This is a genomic window from Parasedimentitalea marina (assembly GCF_004006175.1).
Taxonomy (GTDB): Bacteria; Pseudomonadota; Alphaproteobacteria; order Rhodobacterales; family Rhodobacteraceae; genus Parasedimentitalea; species Parasedimentitalea marina.
Genome location: NZ_CP033219.1, coordinates 2,322,964 through 2,348,238 on the forward strand (window position 1 = coordinate 2,322,964; position 25,275 = coordinate 2,348,238).

The window sequence follows — 25,275 nt, forward strand, 5'->3', positions numbered from 1 at the left end:
TTATGAAAACGCGGGCATGACGTCATTAATGAACCGCTCAAGCGAGGCCTTCTTGCGGTCGAAGCTCATGCCGCTGTCAATCCAGAAGGCGTATTCATCATAGCCCATTTCTTCATATGTTTTGAGCTTGGAAATCGCGCCATCGGCTGTGGCTATGACGTTGTCTCGCATCATGGCCTCGGCGGAATAGAAGGGATGATTGGCAATTTCTTCTTCCGTTAGCCGTTCAATCAAACCTTGCGAAACAGGGCGTTCGTTTTTGAACCATGCGCCAAAATAGCAATAGAACCGATTGATTTCTTCTGATGCCAGCTGCGCATCCGCAGCATCAGCTGCGATATATGTATGATTGAGCAACATGATATTCGGCCGAGGCATATCGGGAAACTTTGCACAGGCTGCGTTGAAGATCTCCATCAGATTGGTGATCTCAGCGTCGCCTTGCCACAGCGGCGTCACTTGCACATGGCAGCCATTGGCTACCGCAAATTCATGGCTGTTGGGGTCCCGTGCCGCAACCCAGATTGGCGGGCCATTTTCTTGCACAGGTTTCGGAGACGAGGTTGTGGCAGGGAAGGAATGATACGTGCCCTCTTGGGCATAATCACCCTTCCACAATGCCTGAACAGCAGGCACCAACTCGCGCATGCGCAGTCCTGCGTCCCAGGCATCCATGCCCGGCACCATGCGTTCGTATTCATAACTGTAGGCACCACGGGCAATACCAAGATCCAACCGCCCATCAGTAATCATGTCTGTCATCGCCGCCTCACCCGCCAGACGTACCGGGTGCCAGAACGGAGCGATAATCGTACCGGTGCCAAGGCGCACATTTTTCGTTTGCCGAGCGAGATCAATCAGGTTCAGAAACGGATTCGGCGCTATGGTGAAATCCATTCCATGATGCTCGCCGGTCCAGACCGCATGCATCCCGCCCTCATCCGCGATTTTGGACAGCGCTATGAAATCGTCATAAAGCTGTTTTTGATCCTGATCAGGCGAGGTGCGTTCCATGTGCACAAAAAGCGAAAACCGCATGTGATCATTTCCCTTATGTAACTGCGCGGACTTCGCCGCTTTTTTGATCGCCAAAGTAGACACCATAATTGCCCAGCACAGATTCAGCTGCAAACCGCTCTAGCATCGTTAGAATGGCCGGGTCTGTCATATCATCCAGTGCTGACCCCGTCAGGGGCACAAAAACACCCTTGCTGGGCTCCCCCTCTGCGGTTTGGCACAGGAACGAGATATGTTGGCGTTTGCGGTCCAGGTCCTCGAACACGGAATATACAAAACCCGGTTGGGCCTGCAGTCCAGTCGAAGAGATGAGTGTCTTAATCGCAGCCGAAGCCCCCTGACCTTCGACCACACATTCTGGCAAAGCCAACCCGCCATTGCCGTCATCCACCAAAAGAACATGACCATCTTTCTCGATTAGGGCCGAGACAATCAAATTGGGGCTGTGCTCCAGTGCCTCAGCGGCTGTGGACGGTGTGACGTAGGCACCACGTGCATAGCCCAAACCCGGAGTGGAGTTGGCATCGAAGGCTTCGACCTGGCCGATCAGGATCACATGATCTCCGGCGTCGACCGTCTTGTGCATGCTGCAATCGAACCAGCTCGACACGCCGTCCAGGATTGGTGATCCCTGTGGACCATTGTGCCATTTCACCGTTGCAAACCGATCCTCGACAGGGCGTGCAAAGGTGTTGGAGATCTCAATCTGGTTTTCGGTCAGGATATTCACGGCAAATCCATCCGCAGTCACCAGCGCGTCATAGTTTCGCGACGTACTCGCAAGACATACCAACACCATTGGGGGATCCAGTGAGACCGAGGTAAAGGAATTGGCGGTAAAGCCAAGTGGCGCGCCGTCGTTATCATGAGCGGTCACTACGGTTACACCTGTCATAAATGTACCAAATGCGGTGCGCAGAGCGCGCGGGTCAAGCGGGGTCATTGCAGTTCCTTTTGGGTCATAGGCTGATTGAGCCACGCAAGAAGATGTGCATTGACCTCAGCCACGGCAGTGAGATTGATCATGTGACGATGGCCTGAGATGGTCACTGCGGTTCCCTGTTCAACCTTTTCGGCCATCGTTTGAGACATCGCCGGAGTGGAATTGGGATCACCCGCCCCGGTCATCGCCAAAAACGGACAAGCGATCGCCTGTATTTGCTCGGCATAGGTCGCATCCCCATGGGCAAAAGCGGCGTAAGCTGTGGCGTATCCAGATAAATCGAGGGCATTTAACCAGGCCGCAACTTTCGCCTGTGCCGCGATCTCAACTGGCGTATCACCAAACCACCGCGCCAAAGGCGTTTTCAAATCGACTACTCCGGATTGAATCTCAGATGCGCGGGCTCTGACAGCCTGTCGTGATGTTTCATCGCGGCAGTACACACCGTTGAGCAAAGCTACACGACGTGTCAGGTCGGGAAAACTTGCGGCAAAGCCAGTTGCAATCAATGCCCCCATGGAATGGCCCGCTAAATTGACCGGGGCCAGCCCCATTTCCAAAATCACTTCATGGCACCATGCCACGTAGTCAGGCAACTGGCTGCCGACAGGCAACGGATCACTGCCCCCATGCCCTGGCATATCCAAGGCGATGACATGATAGCGGTCCTGAAGTACGGCAATCTGCGGCCCCCAAGCCGCTGACTGCAGTCCCACCCCATGGATTAATACCAATGGCTCACCCGCACCGTGATCGCGGTAGCTGACCTTGCGGCCAGAACTAGACAGCCGCAGGGTTGTCAGCGTCATGGCCAAGCTCCTTTAGATCCTGATACCGATCCCCAATTCTGTGATGCGGACGGCCACCGATAGAGGCCCCCAAGGCAATCAGTATTTCATCCGCCGCAGGCGCATCAGCTACGGATGCTTGGATCGTCAAATAATGCGAGCGTCTGCCACCATCATTTTTATCCATCAGCGGGATCATCAGCGGCGCATTCGCCGGGCCACGTGTGTTGCAGAAAGACAGATATGACTTAGCGCCAACAGCGTTGCGATAGTGATTGCCGAAATGCAACGTGTGAATAAGCGCCGAGGCATGCTCGACCTCGCCATTCAGACCTACAATGGCCGCCTTTCCATAGCCCTCAACCTTGTCACCTCCACCCGCCGCGTCCAGCACCATCTCAGTCAACAACGCACCCAGTCCCGGTGCGCAATCGCGAATTGCCGGTGCCAAATCGTCAACAAACCCCTGACCTGCCCAGGGGTTCCGGATCACCGCCATCGCCGCGATCATTTTAAGGGGCGTCTGTGCGGCCTTACCGCCTTCGATCAGGGTGTTTTCAACGTGAAGAAGGGTTTTTCTGATTTCGGCAGGCACAGGCGCAATCCTTTGGTGTGTGAGTCGCACTGACTTATGGTATACCATCATACCATAAGTCAATCATCCTTGTTGATCCACGGGTCAGCTGTTAGAGAAACCCTCATGTCCTCAAAAATAAACACCTTAGAAAAAATCAACAAAGCGCCGCAAACCTTGCGCGATATTGTGCAAGAGCGGATGAGAGCAGCGATCATCGAAGGTCACTTTGCACCGGGTGAAAGACTGGTAGAGCGCCCGCTATGTGATCAACTTGGGGTCAGTCGCACGGTAATCCGTGAGACAATTCGCTTTCTTGAAGCCGAAGGTTTGGTCGAGATTATCCCAAACCGAGGCCCAATAGTCGCGACATTCGATTGGGATCAGGCCAAACAGATTTACGACATCCGCAGACAGCTTGAAGCCTCGGCAGCAGCAGCCTGCGCCACATCCCAAAACGCGGACTTCCCTGTCCAGCTGGGCGATGCATTGCGCGCCCTTGAGGCCACGATGAACGACACCACATGGACAGAGCTATTGCAGGCTAGCACAAGGTTTTATGAAATAATCTTCAAAGAAGCTGGTCATTCAGTCGCCTGGGACATCGTGCAACGGCTCAATGGTCGTATCAGCAGACTGCGGGCGCTGACACTGTCATCTACGGACCGAAAGCAGCCCGGCATTGCGCATATGACCACGATTCATAATGCCATCCTGAGTAAGGATCCAAAGGCCGCACGCAGAGCTGTCGACGCGCATATTGATGATGCGTCCCAAACCGCGTGGCGCGTTCTTTCCAAAGAAACAACAATCAGGCCAATGGATTCTTAAGGTCCGTAAAAACGACAATGATACCATGGTAAACCCAAATAACGGCACACCGTACAACCAGCGTTTACAAAATGCATCGCAGAGCTTTATTACCAGAAATTTCGGGAAGGACGAGGACTGACGGCATGATCTGAACGGGTCGTCTTAAGCCTCTGTAGACCCAGGGATCTGCACTCTCAGGGTTCTTTTGAACCCAACAAACGCACCAGGCTATCAAGCGCGATGCCGCAACAGTTTGGGTACAATATTAGTCCAACGAACTTTGCATGGCACCTCTTTCCTCGCCACTTGCTATTTGTCCTATATTTAGCAATCGGCTGACCAATTCAGACCACCTTATCGCATGCATTTACGGAAATGTTGGTCGCATCCGCTCTGGAGTGTTAGTGTCAGGAATTGATTAGGCTTGGAGAATGAAATGAATTATTCGATCAAGAATTTAGGAGCAGGCATCGGCCTGTCGGTTTTTTGCACCCTGCCCGCCTATGCCGATGGCATAGACCAAATGTTTACGGCGGATGGGAATTATATTGACGAGATTGAGGTCATCGGTGACGTGGAGGTAGCGTCTGGTGAAACCATGGCCCTATTGGAGATGCGCGCGCAACACATGAAATTTTACGTAGATCCCGATGCAATCTATGTGACGATGGATGAAAACAATCCTATCCTAACCGAAAACAAACCCTTTTTTGGCTTTTGGGTCAGCACCCAGTCTCCCGACATCTCCGATTGGCCCAATTGTGGATACAATGTCGTGGATGAACACGGAACGCCCTACGACGCGCATGGGACGTTAGTCTGGACCAATACCGATATTGCGCCAAACGGTTATAGCTTAGCCTACAGCATTGACATCGGCATATGCGAGAAAGGCCAACAGCCATGGGCGTACAGCCGCGCGTCCATCGAGATGTCGCCAGATGCCGGTGTCCCGCATGGTGATATTCCCGATCAAAACATCTACACAATAACCGACTCCAAAGGTGCAGAATACACCGTTGAAGCCAATGACGGCTGGGCCGTTCTGACCTCGGTAGAAGCCCGCGAAATCGTTGTCCCCATGGCTGACACAGAGCAGAGTTCTCAAACCTACTTCGAACAAGACGTCCTGAATATGTATGCGGACTGCGTGACTGGCAGTGTCCACTACGGTTACGGAACTTGGAGTTGGGCAAATGGAGGGTTTATAATCGATTTCGACAACGTCAGTTTTTCCTTCCCACGTATGGATGCTCCACCGAACAACGACGGTGCCTGTCGCATGTAACCCCGACGGAGTCTTGTGTTTGTTTAGCCGCGACTGTCTTTTCCAGTCGCGGATTCAATTGAAGGATACGATATGCGTTTAGTGACCAAAATATTACGTTTGGCCTTACCTCTGACCGTCTCGATGCCACTTGCAGGCTATGCCGCTGACGATGGCGGCTGGCACTGCACCAATGCTGAGTTTGAGATCAGTTGTAGCGATGGAAAATGCACACAGTCCGACGCACACACACCGATGAGCATCGATGTCAGCCGGGATGAGATCAGCTGGTGCGCCTACTCCGGCTGCTGGACTGGACCTGCAGGTGCTACGGTGTTGTCAGGCCCGTTCATTTCGTTCCATGGGCTTGCATTGGAAAACAACGTAGATCCAAGTTACATTGTTGATGTCGCGGTTATCATTGACACAAGGTCGAAGTCAGCGAGCGTCATGGCGTCTGAACTTTTTACAACGCCGGCAACTTGTGAGCCAATGTGACATCCAACTGCGGGGGGCTTTGGCGTAGCTCGTTCTCTCTGTCTGGTCAAAAGCGCGCACTGAAGGCGCAGTTGCTCCTTGGGGTATTCACAGCCCATTCCGCATTTTTTGTCGGGTTTAAACCAACGTTGGATGCAGAATGGGCCAATGGATTTCTTCAGTTTTTAGCACTCAACAACTCAGGACCGCGACGGGAAGGTGCCAACCAATGCGATAATGCAATTTATGCCGAGATTAGACTCATAATAATTTCCTTCACCTACGGGTAGACTGCTCTTTTGACCCAACTGTTTATCTTCAAGTCCAGGTCCACGGCCCGCGTGGACCGGAGAGCGGCCACGCATATCGGGCAGCGCAAAATTGGTACGCCCGTCACCGCCATAGATCGTACCTATGATGGAAAATAGCGCTGTATATTGATCAATAGGCAACAGTTGACCGTCGCAGAATGCCCAGCCACGTGGGGCAAAATTCCCTGCAAACCACGAAATTTCACCTATATACGGTGTCTCACCAGCTTGTGCCGGCGTGCTGGCCAATGAAGTGAAAATCGTTGATGCCAACGCGATCGATGCAAGTAGTTTTTTCATTAGTTCCTCCAAGATATAGTCAAGTATTGAGTTAAATTTTCCAGAATTAAGTTGGAATTCCGGAAGGTAATAATGAGATTATTTTAGAAGGTTAGTGCGAAATCAACTCAAGGCTATACATTTACGATATGTAAAGAAAATTCAACTTCGAGCCGCACCGACATCCATTGAGCAATCCAAGCAATGCCCTTCGACTTTAGTGGGTAGTAGATTGGCATCGCTGTAGATTGGCGATACCATGTTCACACCAGTATTAAGGGATGCGTGTCTTCATATGGGGCTCCTTTTTGATAACTTAATTGTCGAATTGATTACGCTGTTGGTCAGTTTGCCCCGCTGACAACAGTTACCGCAATTGACGCAGTCACTCCGGGCGCGTTTATAAATGAAAGCAGCAGGTTCGCAGTCCCTGTGCCACGACCAGTTGACGTCAACTGCCCTGCGAATTGGGGTCCATGTGGGTTGTTGTCAAAAACGGGCCATTGTACAATTTCGATCAGATCATAGGGGTCACCGCTCACATCATCGACGATCACATTGTCGGCGAAATCTTTTTGGTAAAAATGATCAACCGATGTGCCGTCTTCAAACTGAGCAGTCACATAAATGGCTGGAAACAAATCAAGCTGAGACACCGTATAGGCGCGATCACGGCGGCTGAGGGGTAATGTATAAGACTGCAATGCCAATGCCGCACTGACTGGCGTTTTGACCTGCGGAATTGCACTGACCACTGTAGCTGTCACCGATGCTGTAACATATGGCGCATCCCTGAATGACACCAAAAGTTCAGCCGTTCCCACGCCATTTCCGGTCGATGTCAACTGCGCCGCGTATTGACCAAGACCGGGGTTGTTCGAGTCGATATCCCAGTAATTGATCTGGATGATATCGTTCGGGTCGCCGGATACATCGTCAAACATGATATTGCTGGCCGAAAATTTCTTGTACTCATAATCCCCAGATGTCCCATCCGAGAAATTCACATCCAGATAGATTGCAGGGTTCTTGTCGAGACCCTGAACCGTATAGGCAGGGTCATCGACGCTGAGGGGGATATTGTCCGATTGCAGGGAAAGCCTGGCCGCAATTGGTACAACGGGTTCGTTGGTTGACTGGTCCCATGCATATCGCCCGACAACTTGCAGATCCAGTGACGTCCCGTTACACCGCCATTTTTGCAAAATGAACTCATCGGAACTTATCCACTCCATCCGCGCAGAGCCCCATTCCCTTGCGTCATACCCAAATGCGTCAGTGATAGTTGTTCCGCACGGACGCAAAATTTCTTCAGGCATATCAACGGTGAAATATCCATCATAAGTTCCACCTGACCACCCATCTCTGCCGCCAGTTGGATTGTAGATAAAGAAACTTTCCTGGCCTTCCTCATTTGGCCAAATCCAGTGGGTGTATTCGCCAACAGTTTCCTCGAAAGTCAACTCACCCCATTTGTCGCCGTGTGATCCGAAAAGATCGTAATAGCCATCGGCCAAGCCCGACGTTGAGATCGACATCATAGATGCGGTTGCTGCGCCAAATAACTTTTTCATTTTGAGGTCCATTATATTTGATTTTCAGATGTTGTGACGTCAGGCACCTAGCTTTTGTCCCGAAGGCTGGACAGAAGTTCGCGGATATCTGTCCTCTGGTCTTCGCCTAATCGATCTGCGCCACAGATATAGTCGCTTAGTTCGTCGGCATCCCAAGAATGTCGTTCAATCACACAAGGATCTATCGCGATCTCACGGCAGATTGGATCGGGATCTTTATAGAAATCCACATCGGCAAAGACTGCGCTAACCTGACTGGCCTCTTGGCTGCTTAATGTTCTCGAGGGTTGGGGTTTGGGCCGCAGACATCCCTCTTGTGCAGCGACACCGTCTTCACATTGCTCTGGATCTGGACCGGAAAAAACCAGAACAGAGTGAACAAATGCCATTGTTCCATCCGCTTCACGGGTAATTCTGGCAGAAAATACCAGGTCTTTGTTGGCGCAAAATCCAAGTCCGGGAGTTTGTTGAAACTGGTATGTCTGAAACGTCGAATAGTCGCGTGTTGTAACATCGCCGGGCAAACAACCAGCCAACATCAGGGCTGGAATAACCAATCCGGCGCTCCACGCTTTGCAGTAAACTCGTGATGCAAAAATTCCAAAAGTCCCTTGGTTGGCTGCCATTGATAACCCCTTTTGCTGTGCTGTAATTCACTGGATGTAGAATAATCTGTAACGCAGGCAATCAAGTGTCTCAAAATCCGGGTCGCCTCCGTCTATTGAAACCGCCGTCAGGGTCAAATTAGACCCCATCCGCACGACCAGCCGAGGCGCAAATATTTGCCCAAAGGCCGCCCTAAATCATGGAAAATACAGCGCTAAGCCCAAAGGCCGCTGCAATGCCACCGAGCAAAATACACATGACTCCAATAATTAAGGCATGATTGCCTTTGGTGTGCACAGTGGCGGGATCGTCGAAATCGACCAAAATCGGATGTTGGCTGCCGATGGTGTAATTCATATTGCTGCTGATGCTAGCGGACTTCCCACGTAAGACAGACCCATCCGGCATCGGAAATTCGAATACCGGCTGATAGACGAATTGTTCACTGTGTCTGTCGGCTGGACTATTGGTTTTTATGATCTCAACAACCGTGCCAGTGATTGATTGAGCACGCTCTTTGAATCGAAGCGTCTTAAGTGTCAGACGACTGCCTATAACAACAAAGTATATTGGCAGGGCGACAAATAAGATGAAAATTAAAACACGAATCCAAAACGACGGAGTTTCCAAGTGCTTTCCTTTAGTGTTTAAGCGACACTCCCAAATGCAGTGCCCTTTCTTGAAAGTTGCCTCTGTTTTACATTTCAATCAAGTCGCATGCGCAAAGCTCTGTTGCACAAATCAAGTGAGGGATTCACCTAACGACTCCAGCCTGACAGCTGGAAGCTATGAGCAGTTGGCCCTCCACGAGATAGAAGACCACGAACTGGTCGTTCTATAATTACAGCCTGAAACAGCGTGGAACGCTCTCGATCTGGTTCGATCCCGATATGGAGCGGGTGCCGCCGCCGAGCAGTAGAAAGCGTTGCGGCAAACCATTGCGCCACAACGGCTTGCCTAAAAGTTTTAGCTGCGTGCCGCTGTTATTGAACTGCAGGCGTGATCCTCAAGCGAAAGTTGGGGCAGCTCCCCTCCATTTCAACGATATAGTTCAATTGATAGCCAAGTTGTGCGGCCCGATCATGCGGGTCAACCAGACATCCATCCGATGTATAGGAGATTGGCAAAGGCACTGCTTTGTATGTCGGCATAGGCATCTGCAACAAAAAGACACCTTGCTCGCCATTGCAACCGTGGCCATCTTTACGCAAAATTTTCAACGCGACTTCGGCATTTGGATCCGCGGAAATAGAGACACCGCGCAGCGGTGCGTCATTGCAGTTCCAGCCATCACTCATCACCGTATAATTCATGAAATAAGGTGAATCGTTGGCAAGGGTGATTTGCCCCCAATTGTTTGCAGAAGCTGCTTGGGCGAATGCCCCGACAGAAATTGCGGCTACGGCCAGGGTCGTGGAGATAGATTTGAACATAGATCTCTTCCTTATTGAGTTTGGTTGCAATGTTGTAAAAATAAGTTTGGCACTGGTTAAAGACGTCACTTTGCTAGGTCAGTCACAGACTGCACTTTGGTACAAAGTGCTGATTTGTTTGCCGGGGAGGCATTGGGCTGAAACGTCCCATCGTTCTAGTTTGTCGATGGGGCCGGTCGGTCCATCCTCCAGACGGCAAGCTCCTGCGGCATCCTGATAGATCTTCAAAACACCGCCGCAGCCGTTTTCACCGTTGCCCCAGCGATAGATTGGACCCGCTCCAGGGGCAGTGTTTATAGGACTGGAATTTGAAAGCGGTTGTGAGACGTTCATCCATTCTGGCCAATTAGATCCAGCAACGCCTTGTTTTGCGTTGAAGTTGAATCCAACCAAGTTTGTCTGGGTGTCCCAAACCGTGCCAACGCTGGTCTCATCGACCAAAGGTGGATTGCTGTGATACTGGTGATTGCCGGGAGATGAATAATAACCATGCGATCCCGCTGCCGCATAGACAATTGGATGCGTATCAGCGGATTTTGGGATGTCAGCCCAGGCCACCATTTCGCCCTTGTCATGTTGAGAAAGGTAGACTGCTGTGGGATTGAGGTTCTGATCTAATCGAACCACAACGTTTTCCCAATCCCCCACGTGATTGCCAAAGACTGAATCATTCAGAAGCTTGATATGTTTACCACGGTTGTAAGGGTAATACGTAAAATACACCAAGTCATAGACTGCGGCCTTGCGGACAACAAAGCCATAGACCGTGGCATTTGCACCCTGCCCCTTAAAGACCTCCAGATCGCCGTCAGTTGGGCTGTCGAGTTCCTGTTTGGTGTAAAGCCAGTATTTGTCTCCGCGTCTTACCCGGACCAAATATGGGAATGCCCAGTCAACAGACGAGGGATTATAATCTTCTCCTTTGGCCAAGTAGACCGTCGGCGCATACTTGCGAAGCAGATCAGTCATGACGTCTGCGGACAGGGGCGCCAACGGCTCGGTCAGAACCCACTGGAATGTCTGGCCAGATCCGGTTTGCTTGAAGAACCCAGGGAGACCAGTGCGTTTGGTGTCCACCCACATTCCACCGTCACCCGATATGTGGAACGTGCGTTCACGATCACTAAATGCCACAGCGTCGGTGCTTGGGCCATCGCTTTTAGCCCTGGCAAACAAGACCGCATTCTCTCCGTCGCAGCCATGACCATTGCGTCTGGCGATATCGACGGACCACGTCCCTCCATTTGCAGGCAAATTGACCACCTTGCCGATGAAGGGTTTCATCATGCTAGGTTCCAGGCAGTTTTGCCTCTCGGAAAAGGTGACAGTGACCCGATGTGACGTTTCATTTCGAATCTCAAATGAGATCGAAGTTCCTGCGCTTGAAGCCGAGTTCAATCCCGCGGAAAGCAAAGCCAATACTGACAAAGTAAAAGCTGCACTGAGTTTCATACCAGCTTTACTTTCGCGTCATACCGCTTTGCTCGCGAGAGAAGCGGGCTGATCCTTAGCGTTTGTGTGAGGGTTACACTCAAACTTTGTCTTGGAATATTATACATAAAAAGACCACTCGTTACCCGACTCAGAGCTTAGTTGGGGCCGTGCAAGTTTCGCGTCAAAGATTGGGTGCTGAACCGCAAGAAATCCGTCAAAAATGGACTTGATCCACTGGTTAAGCCTGGTCAGAGCAAAACAAAGGCCATACCGCGCCTATGGCACTGCCTAAAGCGATCTGGAACTGCCATAGATGAAGAGATCAAAACGGATCTGAAAACACAGTATAGTTTTCGTCGGACGCAAGCTTTTCCAGTGCCAGCTCTCGTGCAACCTGTGCCGCTGAATCAAAAAAGCATTCCTGTGATACAGCGGTGAACTCTCTCAGTTCATCAAGTTCCATCAGGGCCTCACGATATAGACGCCTTCTAATCATCGCTTCTGCGATCCAAACCTGCATGTAGGGGCGCGCCAAAACCATGTTTGCCTGTCGGTACTCAGACATAGCCTCCTGAAGCGCCTCTAGTGCGCCTGGATCACCCATTAGATCGGCCACGCGTGCCAATTGCATTTTGGACTGTGCGATCCATTGTTTGAACTGCATCTCCTGGGCGCCCTTAAGGCCGATTTCAGCCAGCCGTCGCGCTTCTTTTAGCTGACCAAGGAACAGGCATTTGGTCGCGGAAAAAACATGTGCAAAAACATGACTGAGCCCATTTTTGTTTCGCTTCGCCCGATCCAAAGCACGCTGCGATGCGGCAGCTGCATTATTGGTTTGCCCCTGAAGCGCGTAAACCCACGCAAGAAAGCTATCAGCGGTAAGTCTGATATCCATTCCAAAGCGGTTGAGCAAATCATCGGTCATAGATTGGTTATCATAGCCACCAACATTCTCAAGGTGCTCTGAAGCCAGATTGAGCGTCCCACGATAGGCATGGGTAACGCCCAGCATATAGTCGACAATCAATCGTGCCACTGGTGAGGCTTGCCAATCCAAGCCCTCCTCCGCAGCAGTCACAATATTCAGACAGTCGTCCAGTTCGGCGACCATCAAGTGAATACTCCAAAGCCCCCAAGCAGCATTCACAGCTTCTTCCTGATCCGCAAGTTCACGGCTAAGTTCATTCGCAATAGTGTAAAACGGGGTGGCTTCGCTGGTTGGGATGCCATGCAAGCCAATGATCTGGGCTGCGATTTTTCGGTTCAGCAGCAGTTCTTTGTACATGCGATCCCGCGACAAGGGTAAATGCCCGATCATCGCAAGTGCATCGGAGTATTCAAAAATGGCCTCTGCGTGAGCAGAGACACGACCTGCTTGATCTCCAGAGCGTTCAAAAAAATGCCCCGCATCTTTATGCGCATTCGCAGCCCGGTAATGGCGCGCCACTTTGCCGTCATTCACAGGCATTTCATCGCTATTCAACGCCAGTGCCGCAGACTTGTGCAGGATGGAACGGCTGCGCATAGGAATTGTCGAATAGATCGCCTCATTGATCAAAGCGTGTTTGAAGATATAGGTAGTGTCGCGTCCACGGTTCGTCGCAAAAATAATTCCAGCGGCTTCAAGCTCGTTAAACAAAGACGACAGAATGGCGACTGGGTGCAGGATCTTGGAGAGCTGACTAAGCGAGAAGCGCCGCCCCAGTATCGACGCGTGCTGTAAGACTCGCACCGCGCCAGGAATGATATCTATACGAGACAAAAGAAGTGGTGAAAGCCGATCCGGGGTGCCTATCACCTCTTCTCCACTGATCGGGTCCACAATGGAATTGTCAACCTCACCCAAGACGCTTCGTTTGCTGCGAGCTTCCGCTGCTTTTGCAAACTCTTCGAGAAACAGTGGATTGCCTTCGGCCCGTTCCAGAATGTTGGACAGCGTAGCTGTGGAAACCTGCGTGTCTTTGAGTAACCCGCGCAGCAATGCTTCTGCACTTTGAACATCAAGTGGCGAAAGGGTTATATTTTGAACCAATGGGTGCCCCAAAACCTCTGGAAATTCCCCATCACGCGCAACCAACAGTACACAAACGCAAGACCTACCTAGGGCTTCGATTAATCGCCCTATTGCCTCGCAAGTTGTCGGATCAAACCAGTGAATGTCTTCAAAAACCATCAGAACTGGCTGCTGCACAGTGGCGAGACCCGCATGCGTAGCAAAAAAGTCCAACGCCCTTTCCTTGACTGATTTGGGTATTGGTGCTCCGTTCGTTGCCGTCCTAGTAGAATTGCCCGTGAGAGACGCAAAATAGTCGGCCGCCATTGAGAGTTCCGGGTCCACATTCGACAGCCACTGCTCCAGTCTATGCGCCACAGGCATATTTTCCGGATTTCCGAATGCGCCTGCGCGTTGCATGTAGTCGATGACCGGCGCGAGCGTTGACTGCTTTTCATTCATGTTGCCATGAAAGTATTTGATGTCGAACCCTTGGTCACGGGCGACAACTGCAACTTCTTCAACCAGTCTCGATTTACCGGTCCCCGGAGCTCCAGTAATTGCAACAGCACTCCCTACGGCTGATTTGGTCAGCGTCAGATTGCCCAATATCTGCGCCAATTGTGCTTCGCGCCCAACCATCACATGGCTTTTGCCTTGTGACAGATCCCAAGGCTGGCCATTCTTTGGCAAATGGTTTGCAATGGCCTCCTGAACACCGTCAACGCCGTCAACGCCGTCAACGCCGTCAACTTCCTTGAGCCGGATCGCAGGTGACAACAAGCTCTTTACCGCGGTGCTGACATAGACGGCCCCTGGCGGTGCGGCGCGCGCCAGATCCTCGGCGTCCCGCTGAACGGCACCGGACACTTTGAAGTCAGAATGGCCTGTCTGGTCATCAATAGAAACCAGCGCCAGTCCAGCTGATATGCCAATCCGGCAGGTCGAATATCTTGCGGGTTCCTTACCCATGGCAAGACCGATATCGAAAGCTGCACCAACCGCCGCATCTGCGATCTTGTCATGTGTGGTTGGATACCCGAAACAGGCGTGAATGCGGTCATTTCCCAAGTGTAGTTGGACGCCACCGCGGGCTTGGATGATCTGATTAGTAAGTGCGGCTAAATCCTTCGCGATCTGTTCATACTCTTCCGGATCTTCACTGCGATTATCCGCAAGAACCGATAGAATAAGGACAAATCGCCTTTGTTGCGCTGGGAAAGCTTGCTCTTCAGGTCTAGATGGGCGGATAATTTGGCGGCGCGGCTCAATGGATTTTTTTTCCAGCGTTGCCGCCAAACGCCTTGTTTCAAAAGAGGGCTCTGTATCCAGATGTGTTTTCAGCGCAACCTCACATTGTCGCATCTGATGCTTGGCAAGATGAAAATCACCTTGTTTGACGTAATACTCAACAAGCCCGCAGTGCGCTGGCTCATATGTCGGATCAATCCTGCAGAGATGTTGTGCGATCTCGGTCAGGTTATCTGCAAAGCCAGCGTCAGCCCATTGAGCCATCAGGGTATCGCCAAACCTCAACGCCCTCGCTTCTTGCGTTTGGCGTGTTGCCCAGACCCAATCGGAAAAGGGTTGGCTACGAATTCGAAAAGTATCCAGAAATGGGGCGGTGTACAGTGCGAGCAGTTCTTTTCGCCCATCACGTGATACAGTTTCGCTATCGATCTCGTTAAAGCACCACAGGTCGACCACTGCGTCACCTTCAGAAAAACCGATCCGATCACCTTCAGAAAAAATACTGGCAACATTGTCAGCGCCAAGCGCTTTGCGCACCACCGAGATCTCTTGCCTTAGGCTTGCACGCGCCTGATCAGGGCCGCTATACGGCCACAATAGGTCGGCCAATGTCTCTCGGGAAAGTGCTTTGCCTCTTTGCTCGACCAAATAGGCCAACAGAGCTTCGGATTTCCGGGTCGGAAATTGTAACAACTGACCTGTGTCATTGATGACGACTGGTCCGCCAAAAAGCTTTATCTGAAGCGCCATCACACCCTATATAATCAGTAATATCAATGTTTTACTAAAGCTATACACTGGACTTACCTTTTCAGAATTCACTTCATTCTTCAAGCATATTGAGGTCTCCGTACATTTTTGACGCATTTCTTGCACCCGCTTTGCAAAGAAAACCGTTACCAATCAAAAGGATAGATAGGCTGATTTTTTGAGGGTTTTATGATGCAATCGGGCTTGTGGATTGGCGGGGTTTCTATTGGACGAGGGGATGCGCAATTTCTGTCCCTTTTGAAATATGCATGCATCCCAGAAGCGTCCTGGGAGCAGCCGGCCTTCAGCTCAGGGGATGTTGCCCAGGTCATGACCCTGGCCGATAATCTCTCAGTTGAAATCATTTCCTCGATGATAAACGACTATTTGGTCCATGAATTTGAGACTACAGCGGAGCTGGCGCAGAATATTTCTCTGCGCAAAGGTGTGATTGCCGCGATGAGCGCGATTTGCTCGGGCGAAATCGATGGTGATTACGCCGAAGGCTCCGTTGGAATACCTCCGACGCTAGGATATCTTGAAAACCTCGAAGTGCTTTACACTCCTGAGGCCGCGACGGGTGAAGGGATTCTGACCACGCCAGCGCCGTTTGAAGCACCTGACTGCGCTTGGGAGCGCCTGCAAACAGGCAATCCCTGGGTGGGTAATGCATTTGTGCAAAACCAAAATATTGCACTGTCCGAAGCGCTTGACGAGATCACACCATTTCGGGGCGAATGCGCTGGTGCATTGCAGCTGTCGGTGCTGAAGGGCTGCCTTTTGGCGCTCGGGGCAGAAAAACTGGACGCATTAAGCCCCAGTTCGGGACCAGCCTTTATTGGCCTCTGGCATGTAAAATTAGAAAATAGCGACACCAAGATCGATACGCTTGCAACGCGTTTTCTAACTCAACTTACTGACGTGCCTGAGGACTACACACGAAGTACCGTCATTGGGGTGCCAGGTGACTATTTCTATTTCAAGAACAAAGATGACTACCCTTCCAAGGCTCCTATTGGTGGCTGGCAAGGCGAAAACTGTATCTACATGGGGCAAGACGCCCTTGGCGGTCCTCACTACAGCGGCCTAGGGCTGGGATGGAAAACCGAGTTTGCGTTGCGTATGTTTTTGGGCAATGCCTACTTCAATGACTGCAATGCAGACTACATTGAAGCCCTGCGCCAGGGAGAAGCACCTCAGGTTACACCCGCAATTGTAGAAGAGCCTCAGGCGCAAATCAGGTTCACTAGTCGCGGTGTGATGCGATATCCAGAGATTCAATCTGGGGCCGCACCCAAGATTCAAATCCCAACGTATACTCCTCAGCCTTTGTCCGACGCCGAGTACCTCAAAAGGCTCATGGAGCTGGGTTTTCAGGACCCGACCGGACACAGCACCAATCAACATCTGGTAAATGAGCTACCAATGCATGTTTTGGTCGAAGCGCTGGAATTCCCCGAAGTCGCGTTACATCAGTCCATAAGTGCTGGAATGACCTCCGCGACATTGCACATTGCCCTTGGGCACTGGACCCTCACTATTCGGGCAAAGGACCCAAAACTTCACCATATTTCAATGCACGACCTTGTCGAAGTTGTTGCTCGTTCAGCGGACCAACCTGTGCAGATCCAGACCTCTCCCGTGTAGTATTACCTCTATCGGGACAACTCAGTGGCCCTGAAAAGGGCCACCTTTTCATATAACTATTCGATCCGAACTCTCGCCAATTGAATACCTCGAGCGACAAAAATTGGCCAAATCAAGCAAGCTCAGCACGAAGGTATTATTAGACTTGTAGGACATCCGAGCATGTCTAGACGACTAAATGCTATCAAAGGAGTGGCATCAAACCGCGACAGGTCCAACATCCCGCATCGGTACAGCCTGGCGCGGCATATGAGCCACGAAACGGATTTCGGTTTTCGTGGCGTCTGCAAGGGTGTGCAAGCGACACCAACAAAGCAGACAATCAGATCACTTCTAAACAGGCCCGCTCCCAGTTGCCCCAGGCAGGCGATTTTGTTGACAACGCCATAGCGAAATTATGGATCAAACCCTACGCAATATTCACTGGATCCCAAGGGTTGTCGCGAAACCAGAAAGTGATAATCCGTTTGTTTCCTTTCGTCACTGGGCACCCTTGATGCATGCTGAGGGTATGCACTGTGGCGGCTCCCGGCTTGGTGTTTTGCCAAAATGCCAGTCTTCCAAGTTTTGGCTGCAATTCAACATCTAGCCGCGGAAAACGTGTTGTGCCGCCAGAGAAATCCTGGTTCAGATACAACACGCCGGTGAATACTCTTTGACTAGACGCCGTATTATCCGTTCTGCGACTAGGCATTGAGCCAGACAATGCCGCATCAAAATGCCGTTGAAACTCTCCCCCTTCTTGATAGGAGATGAATTCAGGGTATTCACAAAGGTTGTTCTTTAGCCTGAAAAGGCGCGCTATTTTGTCAGTGACGTCCTCAACCACGGGAATCGTTCCAGGCCGTATCTTATAGTTTTCCGCTGTCCTGTTTTCCGAAACGACTGCGCCAGTTGAGCTTGCGACGGCTGCGGATTGAAGGTCAACGGCTTTAAGCGCTGCTTCAATCTCTACAATGGTTTTTTGTGGCACGAAGTTATCGATACATCCAACCAGCGGGTTAACGCTATAGAGCTGTGATTCACGAAGAATTTCTTGATACAACGTTTCCGCCGAGTGCCTCACGATGTCATGACTCCCATTTCCTTTGTCACAAGCCGACAGGGGCCGAAGATATTGTGGACAATTTCGGATGTGTAATTTGACATTGCGGCAACTACGGGACTGCATGCTTTCAAGAGAAATACGCAGCCCTTAGGAGTAGAACCAATCAATATTTTTGGCTTTCGAGCGCTCTGCCTGTGTAATCTGATGAGGAAACGCAAACATGGCACTACCAAGTAATCTTTAGTCCGACGAACTGGATGGCGCTACGGGCTCCGGGGGCATGCCGATTTTTGCGGTGCGCGCAGCCGCAGAACCCTTTAGTAGAAGCAGTTTTGAAGTTTCGATTTTCATTTGCATCCCTTTCTAAAAATTGGAATTGTGCCAGTACAATATAATGCACGGTAGGAGCCGCAAACTATAATGTCCAGCTTGGATCCGACCCTTGCCCAACAAAAGCTGATGTCATCCTGGAACGGGCGGGCGATCGATGATCGTGGCATACTCAGAACCCTAAATGAAGGTGGGTCTCGACCGCCGCTGTTGTGGATATTTAACTCAGCAGAAGAACCGGTACGTTTTGCAAAAGCCTTAGGCGATGACCAACCTTTAATCTTTTCCCGCTCTTCGCACTTACTTGTTCCACCAGACGATGACCCGACAGAAGTCAGAAATATCCTGACGGAGTATCTGTTTGGAGAACTCAAAAAGCAGTTTCCTGGTAGTCATTTTGATATGGGTACAAGTTGCCAGGGAAGCGGTATTGTTATGAAACTCAGCAATAGGCTTCGTGAGGCCGACATCAGTGTCGGGCACCTTTGCATCGTCAATTGCTCGTTACCCCAAATCGATACGAATCTTCCGGCGCTTTTAGTCTATGGGGACGAAGACGAGGGGCACAATCCTTTTCAAAGAGATTCTGGCGCTGCCGAAACGCGCGCAAAAATGGTTTTTTCAAAGTATCGAAAGTTGGTGCTGAAAACCAGACACGGCCAATACTACCTGCCGGAAAACGCGAAAGAAATAATCGCTCAGTTTGATTTATTCAGATCACAGCCCCCCCCGGCAATGCTTCAATGGCGGCGGCTAGCTCTTCTACTGTTGGGTGGTACAAAAGCTTGGAGGGGGGGATATTGAAACCCATCTTGACCTCAAGGGATGCGCAAAGACTCACAAGCGTTAAGGAATCTCCCCCAAGGTCGAAAAAATCGCTTTCAAGGTCAATTGCATCATCGGGGAAGCATTCTTGAAAGGCTCTGGTTACCTGTTGCGAAATACTATCAGAAGTCGACAAATTGGGTTTCCTCTTCTATTGCCATGTTCTTTACAGTACGCAGTGCAATCTTGTTCGAAGAGTTGCGCGGCAAATGCGAACAAATCATAATTCTATCTGGTCGACGATAAGATGCCAAAGAAGATTTCATTTGTTTTTTTGCCCGATCTAAGTCGATCTTGGTCTCGACAGCCAAGAAAATCATGTCATCCGGAGAACCATCCGCCTGAACCGCAAACGCAATGCAATCCCTGACACCCATTATTCGCTTCACATCAAATTCCAAGTCCAAAAGGTTCACATTGATCGAATTGCGACAGGCGGTTTGTTCTGACCGCCCTTGGATGAATAAATACCCGTCTTCGTCAATCCAACCATAGTCACCCGTGTCGATTGGCGCAGCACCATCTTTCCAATTTGGCTTGGCGACGATGCGCCCGATCTGGCCGATTGGGCATAATCCACTGGTTTCATCCTCAATACGAATTGTAACTTCCGAGAACGGTTTTCCAACCGAGTTAGGCTTTTCAAGAACCTCATCTCCGGACAGGATAGACACTGCACCCACGCCAGACATCGAATACATGTTTTTCACACCAGGTGTGAGCATCCGATAGGCTTGCACCAGCTTATCAGGTGAAATTGGCCCCCCCAGCGATGCCATTCGTGTAATATGCGGATAGGCAGGCCCATCCTGAGCTGCGGTGTTTTCCTTATGAAATTCAAGCAAATCTGTGATCAAAACAGGAGGCAATCCGACAGATTGGATGTCTGATCTGGTAAGGGCTTGATGCAGTTCCTGAACCCCGAATATCAATGGCAGACTAAGTAAAAACTTGCCGTTGATCAAAAGTTTGATCCAGTGGGACAACACGGCACCAAAGGCAAGACTTCCGACACTTACCGCCGACAGCGGAATTTGATTGTTCAATAGTTGCCCTGATGCCCAGAGCCCTTCCAGAAACGCCTGATGAGTCACCCGTCGAAACCGCGGAAATCCCGTTGTGCCTGATGATGACAAGATCAGCGCATCACAGTGCTGAGATCCGGACGAGAAATGCAGGCCCATAGCGCATTTCATTGTGGAGTCTCTTGCTGGAATAAGGTCGAACCCCCCTCTTCGAGCGAAGCTTTTTGAGTCTGTAAAGACAGAGTCGAGGCCGACCTTCTCTTTTACGGTTTGGATTTCCCCTATCGGCTGCCTTGGATCAAGTAAAAGAACTGCAGCATCCAGAGACCACAGTGCGATCATGGCTTCCAACGCCCTAAGACGGTCAACGGCTACAATTGCAACCGAAGCGCCGGCAGTGACACGGTGACCTTTGAAAAAATCGACAAGCACCGCAGCAGAATTGATGACCTCTGCGCGTGAATGGCATATTCCGTCTTGCTCGACGCAGGGCGCGTCGGGATCGGATATAGCCAAGTCCGCAATAAGGGAGCCGATGTTACGTTCTTCAAATGGCATGGATAGTTTCTCGTGCGTTTTCAAACAGTTCGAGGCCGAAATCCGACAGTTCACCATGTTCAGCAACAGTCTGTTCACAGTCCCGAAACGCTTCAAGTGCGCGCGCTTGATGCTCAAGCAAATCTTGCGCCCAGGTTGGTCTACTGGGGGACTTCAACACCGTCTCAGCCGCAAGAACCATACGGGCCGAAACCCACAATGCATGGAAAATACCTTCCATTGGGCGTGGCTGCGCACGCAGCGGAGACGAAAAAGTTGCGCTTGCATCGTTCAGTAAAACTGGGTCGTCGAGATGAAACAGGAACATTTGCTGATGTGAGCTTTCGTGAATTAACGCCATCAGCACAGTAGCAGGATCCCGGAACGCCAGCGGGTTCATCAAGACCGCGCCAAAGGCATCAAAGACTGCCGCCCCCCCGAACAGAAGCTCTCCTTCTGACTCGGCCACAGCAAAATAAACTTGATTTGCTAGCAACAGCAGCTCCTCCATCCAAGGTCTCGCACCAAGGTCGAGTGCATTGATCGCCTCGCTCACCAAGGCTGTGGCGCGCTCGACCTCTGGCGACGGCGGCGCCATCAAGCTTGTCGTCAAACCTATGTCATCCGCAAATGCTGATTTCAGAAGAAAAACTTCGTCCTGGTGCATGCTGTTGCTTGAAAGTGGCGTGACGTTGATCGTGCCTGTCTCTTCAGTATCCCGGAGCCTTTGATCTTTCAGAATTCGAAAAAGCTCGGGAACATCTGACGTATGAGCGTTGATTGCTGCATTGAGCAAGGATCCATGAAGGGCGAATATCGCCGGTTTCGGAAAATTCGACCCACCCAATATCATACCTTTAAGTTCCTGTTCTGAAACCGGTGGGCTGAACTTTGTGGCCAAAACATCATATATCAGGTGGTGGAGTGACTCAAATAACTTCAATCGTATTCGGTGTCTGGTTGCCGCGACAAATGTAACGTTTGGAAAGAGATAGTTTTGCATCGGGCCACAACTCAATTTTCATAAAACACTTCACCCAGATGCAAGCGTGGCGCTCAATTTGTCAACTCTGGGCGCCATCGGATCCCAAGAAGTCATCTGGTCAGATACACTCCAAGCCTTCGTCCTTTGTAAAACAATTATAGCATTGTTTAAGGGACGGTTTTCAACACACCTCAGTGTTGTTTTGACCGGCTGTAAAACGGTATCGTAATTTCTGCGCAGTGTACCATTGGCCGTGACGCGGCTCTCGAGCCACTGGTGAACGGTCGCAAAGGGCCGTTCGCTTCTTATCAGGGCGAGCCGTGGCCAGACTTTGCAAAGGTCGCATTCTGCGCATTGCTGCCGTCGAAGAGTACCTAAGTGAAGATCCAGAACCCGACCCGCGACACTTGTAAGTAAAGCAGTGATGCCCAGTCTTAAAGTGTTGCGTCGAGTCATAGTCATTCGATTTACTTATTCCACTGCAGGTTAGTTCAATGGAGCGTTTCTCGGCAGTAAACTGAACCGCTTGATGCCGCACTTTCTTGCTAGCAGACCATCGCCGCAACGCAGTATTAGTGCAAGAAAGGGCTCGTTCCTGCCTTTCGCTGCGGTCAGATCCAAATGGGGATTATGGGCAGATTGCGGGCTTTGCAAACTCCGTCGTTCTTCTCGAAAGCTGACGTTAGTGTGACGGCCCATAGAAACATTCAACCAAGTTTTCGTATTAGTCGGTTGGTCAAATAGTTCCAAACACATTTGACTTTAGGGGTTCGGTACAGGTTTTCCTGGGCCGCAAGCCAAATCGGCAGACAAGGGAGCTCGGGTTGGTATGCGAGCTTTTGCACCAGTGGTTCAGCATCACCGATGACGGTCTGCATAGCGCCAGCGCCGCAGCCTGCGCGAACAAGTTCCCAATATGTGGCTTGGTCATCGCAACGGACACCAAAAAAATGCCGGTCTACCATGAGGCCAATTTCGCGCATGCTGCGAATAATCATATCGGACCGATCGAAGCCCACAAACGGCATAGCAGCCAGGTCCTCAAAATTCTGCGGTTGACCAAGGCGCCCCAAGAGTTCGTGCGAGGCATAGATTGCCAAGGGCTGTTCTGCAATCTTGCGCGTTACAATGTCCAATTGGGTGGGACGATACATACGGATAGCAATATCCGCATCGCGGTACATCAGACTCTCTGTCGTGTCAGACGGCACGAGTTCAATTTCGATATCTGGCTCTGCCAAGCGTATCTCTGCAATGATCTCGGGAAGCAAATAGTGTGATACAACAACGCTTGCCGTGATCCGCACTGTGCCAGAAAGCTGGGTATCGCTGCCTGCGGCAAGAGTGGTAAGTCGGGCGGATGCCTTGGCCATGTCTCTCGCCGGTTCCAACAGCGTCAACCCAGTCTTTGTCAATTTGAGGCCGTTGGACGCGCGGACAAAGAGTTCAGTACCCAAGCTGGCTTCAGCGGCCTTTATGTGCCGTCCTAGCGTTGGCTGGCTCTGCCCGGTTGCCCTTGCTGCAGCAGTCAGAGAGCCCTCTTCGGCAACAGCCAGAAAAGAGCGGATGTAGGTCCAATCTAAGTCTTCAATACGCCTGTCCATTCAAAATTGAATACCATACAGTCAATTTAGTGCAATACCATTTCATTACTGTCTCTCTTATCTTCTCCTCGAAACATTCTGGAGAACACAATGACTGGAAAAGTATTGATACTGGGCGCGTCGGGGAAAGTAGGCCGACACTGTGCGCAGGCGTTTGAAGCTGCAGGTTGGTCCATCAGGCGGTATGACCGTAAGCAAGGTCATATGACTGCTGCGGCACAGAATTGCGACGTGATCGTCAATGGACTGAACCCGCCGAACTACCACAACTGGAAAACCATCATCCCTCAGATCACACGCGAGGTTATCAACGCGGCGCAGGACAGTGGTGCAACCGTCCTATTGCCTGGGAATGTGTACCACTTTGGCGACCAGCCAGGCGTTTGGTCTGAAACCACGCCAGCCGACCCCATCAGCAGAAAGGGCGAGATCCGGCTAGCAATGGAGCATGAGTACGCAACGAGCGGCGTCCAGACCATTGTTCTACGCGCCGGGAACTTCATCGACCCCAATCGTCAGGGGTGCATCATGTCACAAGTCTACCTGCGCGATCTCCGGCGGGATAGAGTCACGCTTCCAGGACCCGCAGAGACGCGACAAGCGATGTGCTACTTGCCTGATTTGGCCCGAGCAGCCGTTGCGCTGGTTGAAAAGCGCCGCACACTTTCTCAATTCGAAGATGTGCCTTTTTCTGGTCATACTCTGAGCGCTCTGGATATCAAATCCGAGGTTGAGCGCATTCTGAAACGGGAATTGAGGTTCGTACAGTTTCCCTGGTGGATGTTTAAGATCACGGCTCCTTTTTGGGAACTTGCGCGCGAGATGAATGAGATGCAGTACCTTTGGAACACTGACCATGCTCTGTCGGGCACGCGGCTGACGCAAATTTTGCCGGATTTCGAAGTAACGCCTGTGGGCGAGGTTTTTCAAAGTGTCCTCCCCTAAATAAGTATACACGCATTTCTGTACGAAGTGATCGTCTGATCATGGACTTGAGAAGATGGGCGGCCAGCTCATCAGGTCCATGCCCTATCTGCCCGTCACAAAGCTGTGGCCCGAACTAACCCATGTAACTTTTCCAAAGTTGCGCTCTCGATTGTCTGCGTCAGCACCCGTGGGCAGAACTGAGGGTTTGAACAAGAAACCCGGAACCAGCAAAGCTTCGGCTACCAGGCTGGTCAAATCCATCCGCCGCAAGACCCTGCGCGGCCGCCGATTGGGATTGTACGGCTATGGGCGGATCGCCAAAACTGTCGCGGGCTATGCGCGGTTCTTTGGTATGGATGTTGTCTGGTGGGCCTCCGAAGACGGGCGGCAACGGAAGACGGAGAGAAAGTGGCCACTAGCCGGGACCAGTTCTTTGCGGATTGTGATGTGGTTTCGCTACACGTCCGGCTAAAGCCCTCAACCAAGGGGCTGATAACTGCTGCTGATCTAACCCAGATGCAGCTAGATCGCCTGTTGGCAAACACGTCCCACGCTGGATTGATTGTACCGGGGGCCTTGCTGCAGGCATTGAATGCTGCTCGACCGGGAAAAGCCACCGTTGATGTGTTCGACACCGAGCCTTTGACGGATCCGAACGATCCATTGCTGTCTCATCCCAATCTAATCGCGACGCCCCATATTGGATTTATCACCGAAGATGAATTCGACATGCAATTCTCGGATATATTTGACTAGATCAACGCCTATGCCCAAGGGGATCCAATGCATATGATCAACCCGCAGGTTTTAGGCAGCTAGACCGCTGCTCGGATCGCT

The 25,275-nt window shown here is 51.1% G+C and carries 23 protein-coding genes and 3 pseudogenes; 9 read left to right on the forward strand and 17 right to left on the reverse strand.

Features of this window, described 5'->3' with window-relative positions:
• From EBB79_RS11250 to EBB79_RS11265, 4 genes are read right to left on the reverse strand one after another with little or no spacing between them, the layout of a single operon-like run.
• Positions 1-1,038, reverse strand: a complete 1,038-nt coding sequence (locus EBB79_RS11250; protein WP_127748984.1) for an LLM class flavin-dependent oxidoreductase — start codon at positions 1,036-1,038, stop codon at positions 1-3.
• A gap of 13 nt (positions 1,039-1,051) precedes the next feature.
• Entirely contained in the window at positions 1,052-1,960 is a 909-nt protein-coding gene (locus tag EBB79_RS11255) for a flavin reductase (protein WP_127748985.1), read from the reverse strand.
• Entirely contained in the window at positions 1,957-2,769 is an 813-nt protein-coding gene (locus EBB79_RS11260) for an alpha/beta fold hydrolase (protein WP_127748986.1), read from the reverse strand. The genes EBB79_RS11255 and EBB79_RS11260 overlap by 4 nt, the downstream gene beginning before the upstream one ends.
• The gene (locus EBB79_RS11265; RefSeq protein WP_127748987.1) at positions 2,741-3,343 is read right to left on the reverse strand and encodes an amino acid synthesis family protein; all 603 of its coding nucleotides are present in this window, start codon (positions 3,341-3,343) and stop codon (positions 2,741-2,743) included. The genes EBB79_RS11260 and EBB79_RS11265 overlap by 29 nt, the downstream gene beginning before the upstream one ends.
• A gap of 105 nt (positions 3,344-3,448) precedes the next feature.
• Here EBB79_RS11265 and EBB79_RS11270 point away from each other — a divergent pair, with 105 nt between their 5' ends.
• The 3 genes from EBB79_RS11270 (at position 3,449) to EBB79_RS11280 (ending at position 5,900) form a co-directional block, all read left to right on the forward strand.
• Positions 3,449-4,153 carry a GntR family transcriptional regulator gene (locus EBB79_RS11270; RefSeq protein ID WP_127748988.1) on the forward strand — a complete coding sequence of 235 codons (705 nt, stop codon included), beginning with the start codon at positions 3,449-3,451 and terminating at the stop codon, positions 4,151-4,153.
• A gap of 418 nt (positions 4,154-4,571) precedes the next feature.
• Positions 4,572-5,423: a hypothetical protein gene (locus EBB79_RS11275; RefSeq protein WP_127748989.1), complete on the forward strand. Its 852-nt coding sequence runs from the start codon at positions 4,572-4,574 to the stop codon at positions 5,421-5,423.
• A 72-nt stretch (positions 5,424-5,495) separates the two neighbouring features.
• Complete coding sequence (locus EBB79_RS11280) at positions 5,496-5,900, forward strand: hypothetical protein (protein ID WP_127748990.1); 405 nt, start codon at positions 5,496-5,498, stop codon at positions 5,898-5,900.
• A gap of 275 nt (positions 5,901-6,175) precedes the next feature.
• Here the strand turns inward: EBB79_RS11280 and EBB79_RS25455 are convergent.
• The 4 genes and pseudogenes from EBB79_RS25455 to EBB79_RS11300 all read right to left on the reverse strand — a co-directional run.
• Positions 6,176-6,439, reverse strand: a pseudogene (locus tag EBB79_RS25455) (phage tail protein); the annotation flags it as partial.
• Between the two features lie 374 nt (positions 6,440-6,813).
• Positions 6,814-8,043 (reverse strand): hypothetical protein, encoded by a 1,230-nt coding sequence (locus EBB79_RS11290; protein ID WP_127748992.1) that lies wholly within the window; start codon positions 8,041-8,043, stop codon positions 6,814-6,816.
• 47 nt (positions 8,044-8,090) lie between these two features.
• Positions 8,091-8,432, reverse strand: a complete 342-nt coding sequence (locus EBB79_RS11295) for a hypothetical protein (protein ID WP_127748993.1) — start codon at positions 8,430-8,432, stop codon at positions 8,091-8,093.
• Between the two features lie 409 nt (positions 8,433-8,841).
• Entirely contained in the window at positions 8,842-9,279 is a 438-nt protein-coding gene (locus EBB79_RS11300) for a DUF3592 domain-containing protein (RefSeq protein WP_164860792.1), read from the reverse strand.
• A 158-nt stretch (positions 9,280-9,437) separates the two neighbouring features.
• Here EBB79_RS11300 and EBB79_RS11305 point away from each other — a divergent pair.
• A pseudogene (locus tag EBB79_RS11305) lies at positions 9,438-9,572 on the forward strand (IS5/IS1182 family transposase); the annotation flags it as partial.
• A gap of 60 nt (positions 9,573-9,632) precedes the next feature.
• Here EBB79_RS11305 and EBB79_RS24425 read toward each other — a convergent pair.
• From EBB79_RS24425 to EBB79_RS11315, 3 genes are all read right to left on the reverse strand, one after another.
• Entirely contained in the window at positions 9,633-10,151 is a 519-nt protein-coding gene (locus EBB79_RS24425; protein WP_164860721.1) for a hypothetical protein, read from the reverse strand.
• Positions 10,152-10,160: 9 nt separating this feature from the next.
• Positions 10,161-11,369 carry a Vps62-related protein gene (locus EBB79_RS11310; protein WP_164860793.1) on the reverse strand — a complete coding sequence of 403 codons (1,209 nt, stop codon included), beginning with the start codon at positions 11,367-11,369 and terminating at the stop codon, positions 10,161-10,163.
• A gap of 469 nt (positions 11,370-11,838) precedes the next feature.
• Positions 11,839-15,453 (reverse strand): ATP-binding protein, encoded by a 3,615-nt coding sequence (locus EBB79_RS11315; protein WP_164860794.1) that lies wholly within the window; start codon positions 15,451-15,453, stop codon positions 11,839-11,841.
• 246 nt (positions 15,454-15,699) lie between these two features.
• On the opposite strand from EBB79_RS11315, the gene EBB79_RS11320 reads away from it, so the two are divergent.
• The gene (locus tag EBB79_RS11320) at positions 15,700-17,157 is read left to right on the forward strand and encodes a hypothetical protein (protein ID WP_127748997.1); all 1,458 of its coding nucleotides are present in this window, start codon (positions 15,700-15,702) and stop codon (positions 17,155-17,157) included.
• 409 nt (positions 17,158-17,566) lie between these two features.
• Here the strand turns inward: EBB79_RS11320 and EBB79_RS11325 are convergent, their stop codons facing one another.
• Positions 17,567-18,202 carry a prolyl hydroxylase family protein gene (locus EBB79_RS11325; RefSeq protein WP_164860795.1) on the reverse strand — a complete coding sequence of 212 codons (636 nt, stop codon included), beginning with the start codon at positions 18,200-18,202 and terminating at the stop codon, positions 17,567-17,569.
• A 423-nt stretch (positions 18,203-18,625) separates the two neighbouring features.
• Between EBB79_RS11325 and EBB79_RS24430 the strand changes: the two genes are divergently transcribed.
• Positions 18,626-19,339, forward strand: coding sequence for a hypothetical protein (locus EBB79_RS24430; protein ID WP_164860722.1), 714 nt, complete (start codon positions 18,626-18,628; stop codon positions 19,337-19,339).
• On the opposite strand, the gene EBB79_RS25635 is transcribed toward EBB79_RS24430, so the two are convergent.
• The 5 genes and pseudogenes from EBB79_RS25635 to EBB79_RS25460 all read right to left on the reverse strand — a co-directional run.
• Positions 19,248-19,496: an acyl carrier protein gene (locus EBB79_RS25635; protein WP_127748999.1), complete on the reverse strand. Its 249-nt coding sequence runs from the start codon at positions 19,494-19,496 to the stop codon at positions 19,248-19,250. The genes EBB79_RS24430 and EBB79_RS25635 overlap by 92 nt on opposite strands.
• A complete protein-coding gene (locus EBB79_RS11335; RefSeq protein ID WP_164860796.1) occupies positions 19,483-20,943 on the reverse strand; it encodes a class I adenylate-forming enzyme family protein in 1,461 nt (486 codons plus the stop codon). Before EBB79_RS11335 ends, EBB79_RS25635 begins: the two co-directional genes overlap by 14 nt.
• Positions 20,933-21,925, reverse strand: coding sequence for an aKG-HExxH-type peptide beta-hydroxylase (locus EBB79_RS11340; protein WP_127749001.1), 993 nt, complete (start codon positions 21,923-21,925; stop codon positions 20,933-20,935). Before EBB79_RS11340 ends, EBB79_RS11335 begins: the two co-directional genes overlap by 11 nt.
• 689 nt (positions 21,926-22,614) lie before the next feature.
• Positions 22,615-23,280, reverse strand: coding sequence for a substrate-binding domain-containing protein (locus tag EBB79_RS11345; RefSeq protein WP_338045804.1), 666 nt, complete (start codon positions 23,278-23,280; stop codon positions 22,615-22,617).
• Between the two features lie 87 nt (positions 23,281-23,367).
• Positions 23,368-23,511: pseudogene (locus EBB79_RS25460) on the reverse strand (LysR family transcriptional regulator); the annotation flags it as partial.
• Between the two features lie 90 nt (positions 23,512-23,601).
• Between EBB79_RS25460 and EBB79_RS11350 the strand changes: the two are divergent.
• The 3 genes from EBB79_RS11350 (at position 23,602) to EBB79_RS25470 (ending at position 25,194) form a co-directional block, all read left to right on the forward strand.
• Complete coding sequence (locus tag EBB79_RS11350) at positions 23,602-24,456, forward strand: NAD-dependent epimerase/dehydratase family protein (RefSeq protein WP_127749003.1); 855 nt, start codon at positions 23,602-23,604, stop codon at positions 24,454-24,456.
• Between the two features lie 79 nt (positions 24,457-24,535).
• Positions 24,536-24,910, forward strand: a complete 375-nt coding sequence (locus tag EBB79_RS25465; protein ID WP_338045805.1) for an NAD(P)-dependent oxidoreductase — start codon at positions 24,536-24,538, stop codon at positions 24,908-24,910.
• On the forward strand, positions 24,847-25,194 hold the full coding sequence (locus EBB79_RS25470; RefSeq protein WP_338045754.1) for an NAD(P)-dependent oxidoreductase: 348 nt from the start codon (positions 24,847-24,849) through the stop codon (positions 25,192-25,194). The genes EBB79_RS25465 and EBB79_RS25470 overlap by 64 nt, the downstream gene beginning before the upstream one ends.
• Positions 25,195-25,275 lie beyond the last annotated feature (81 nt).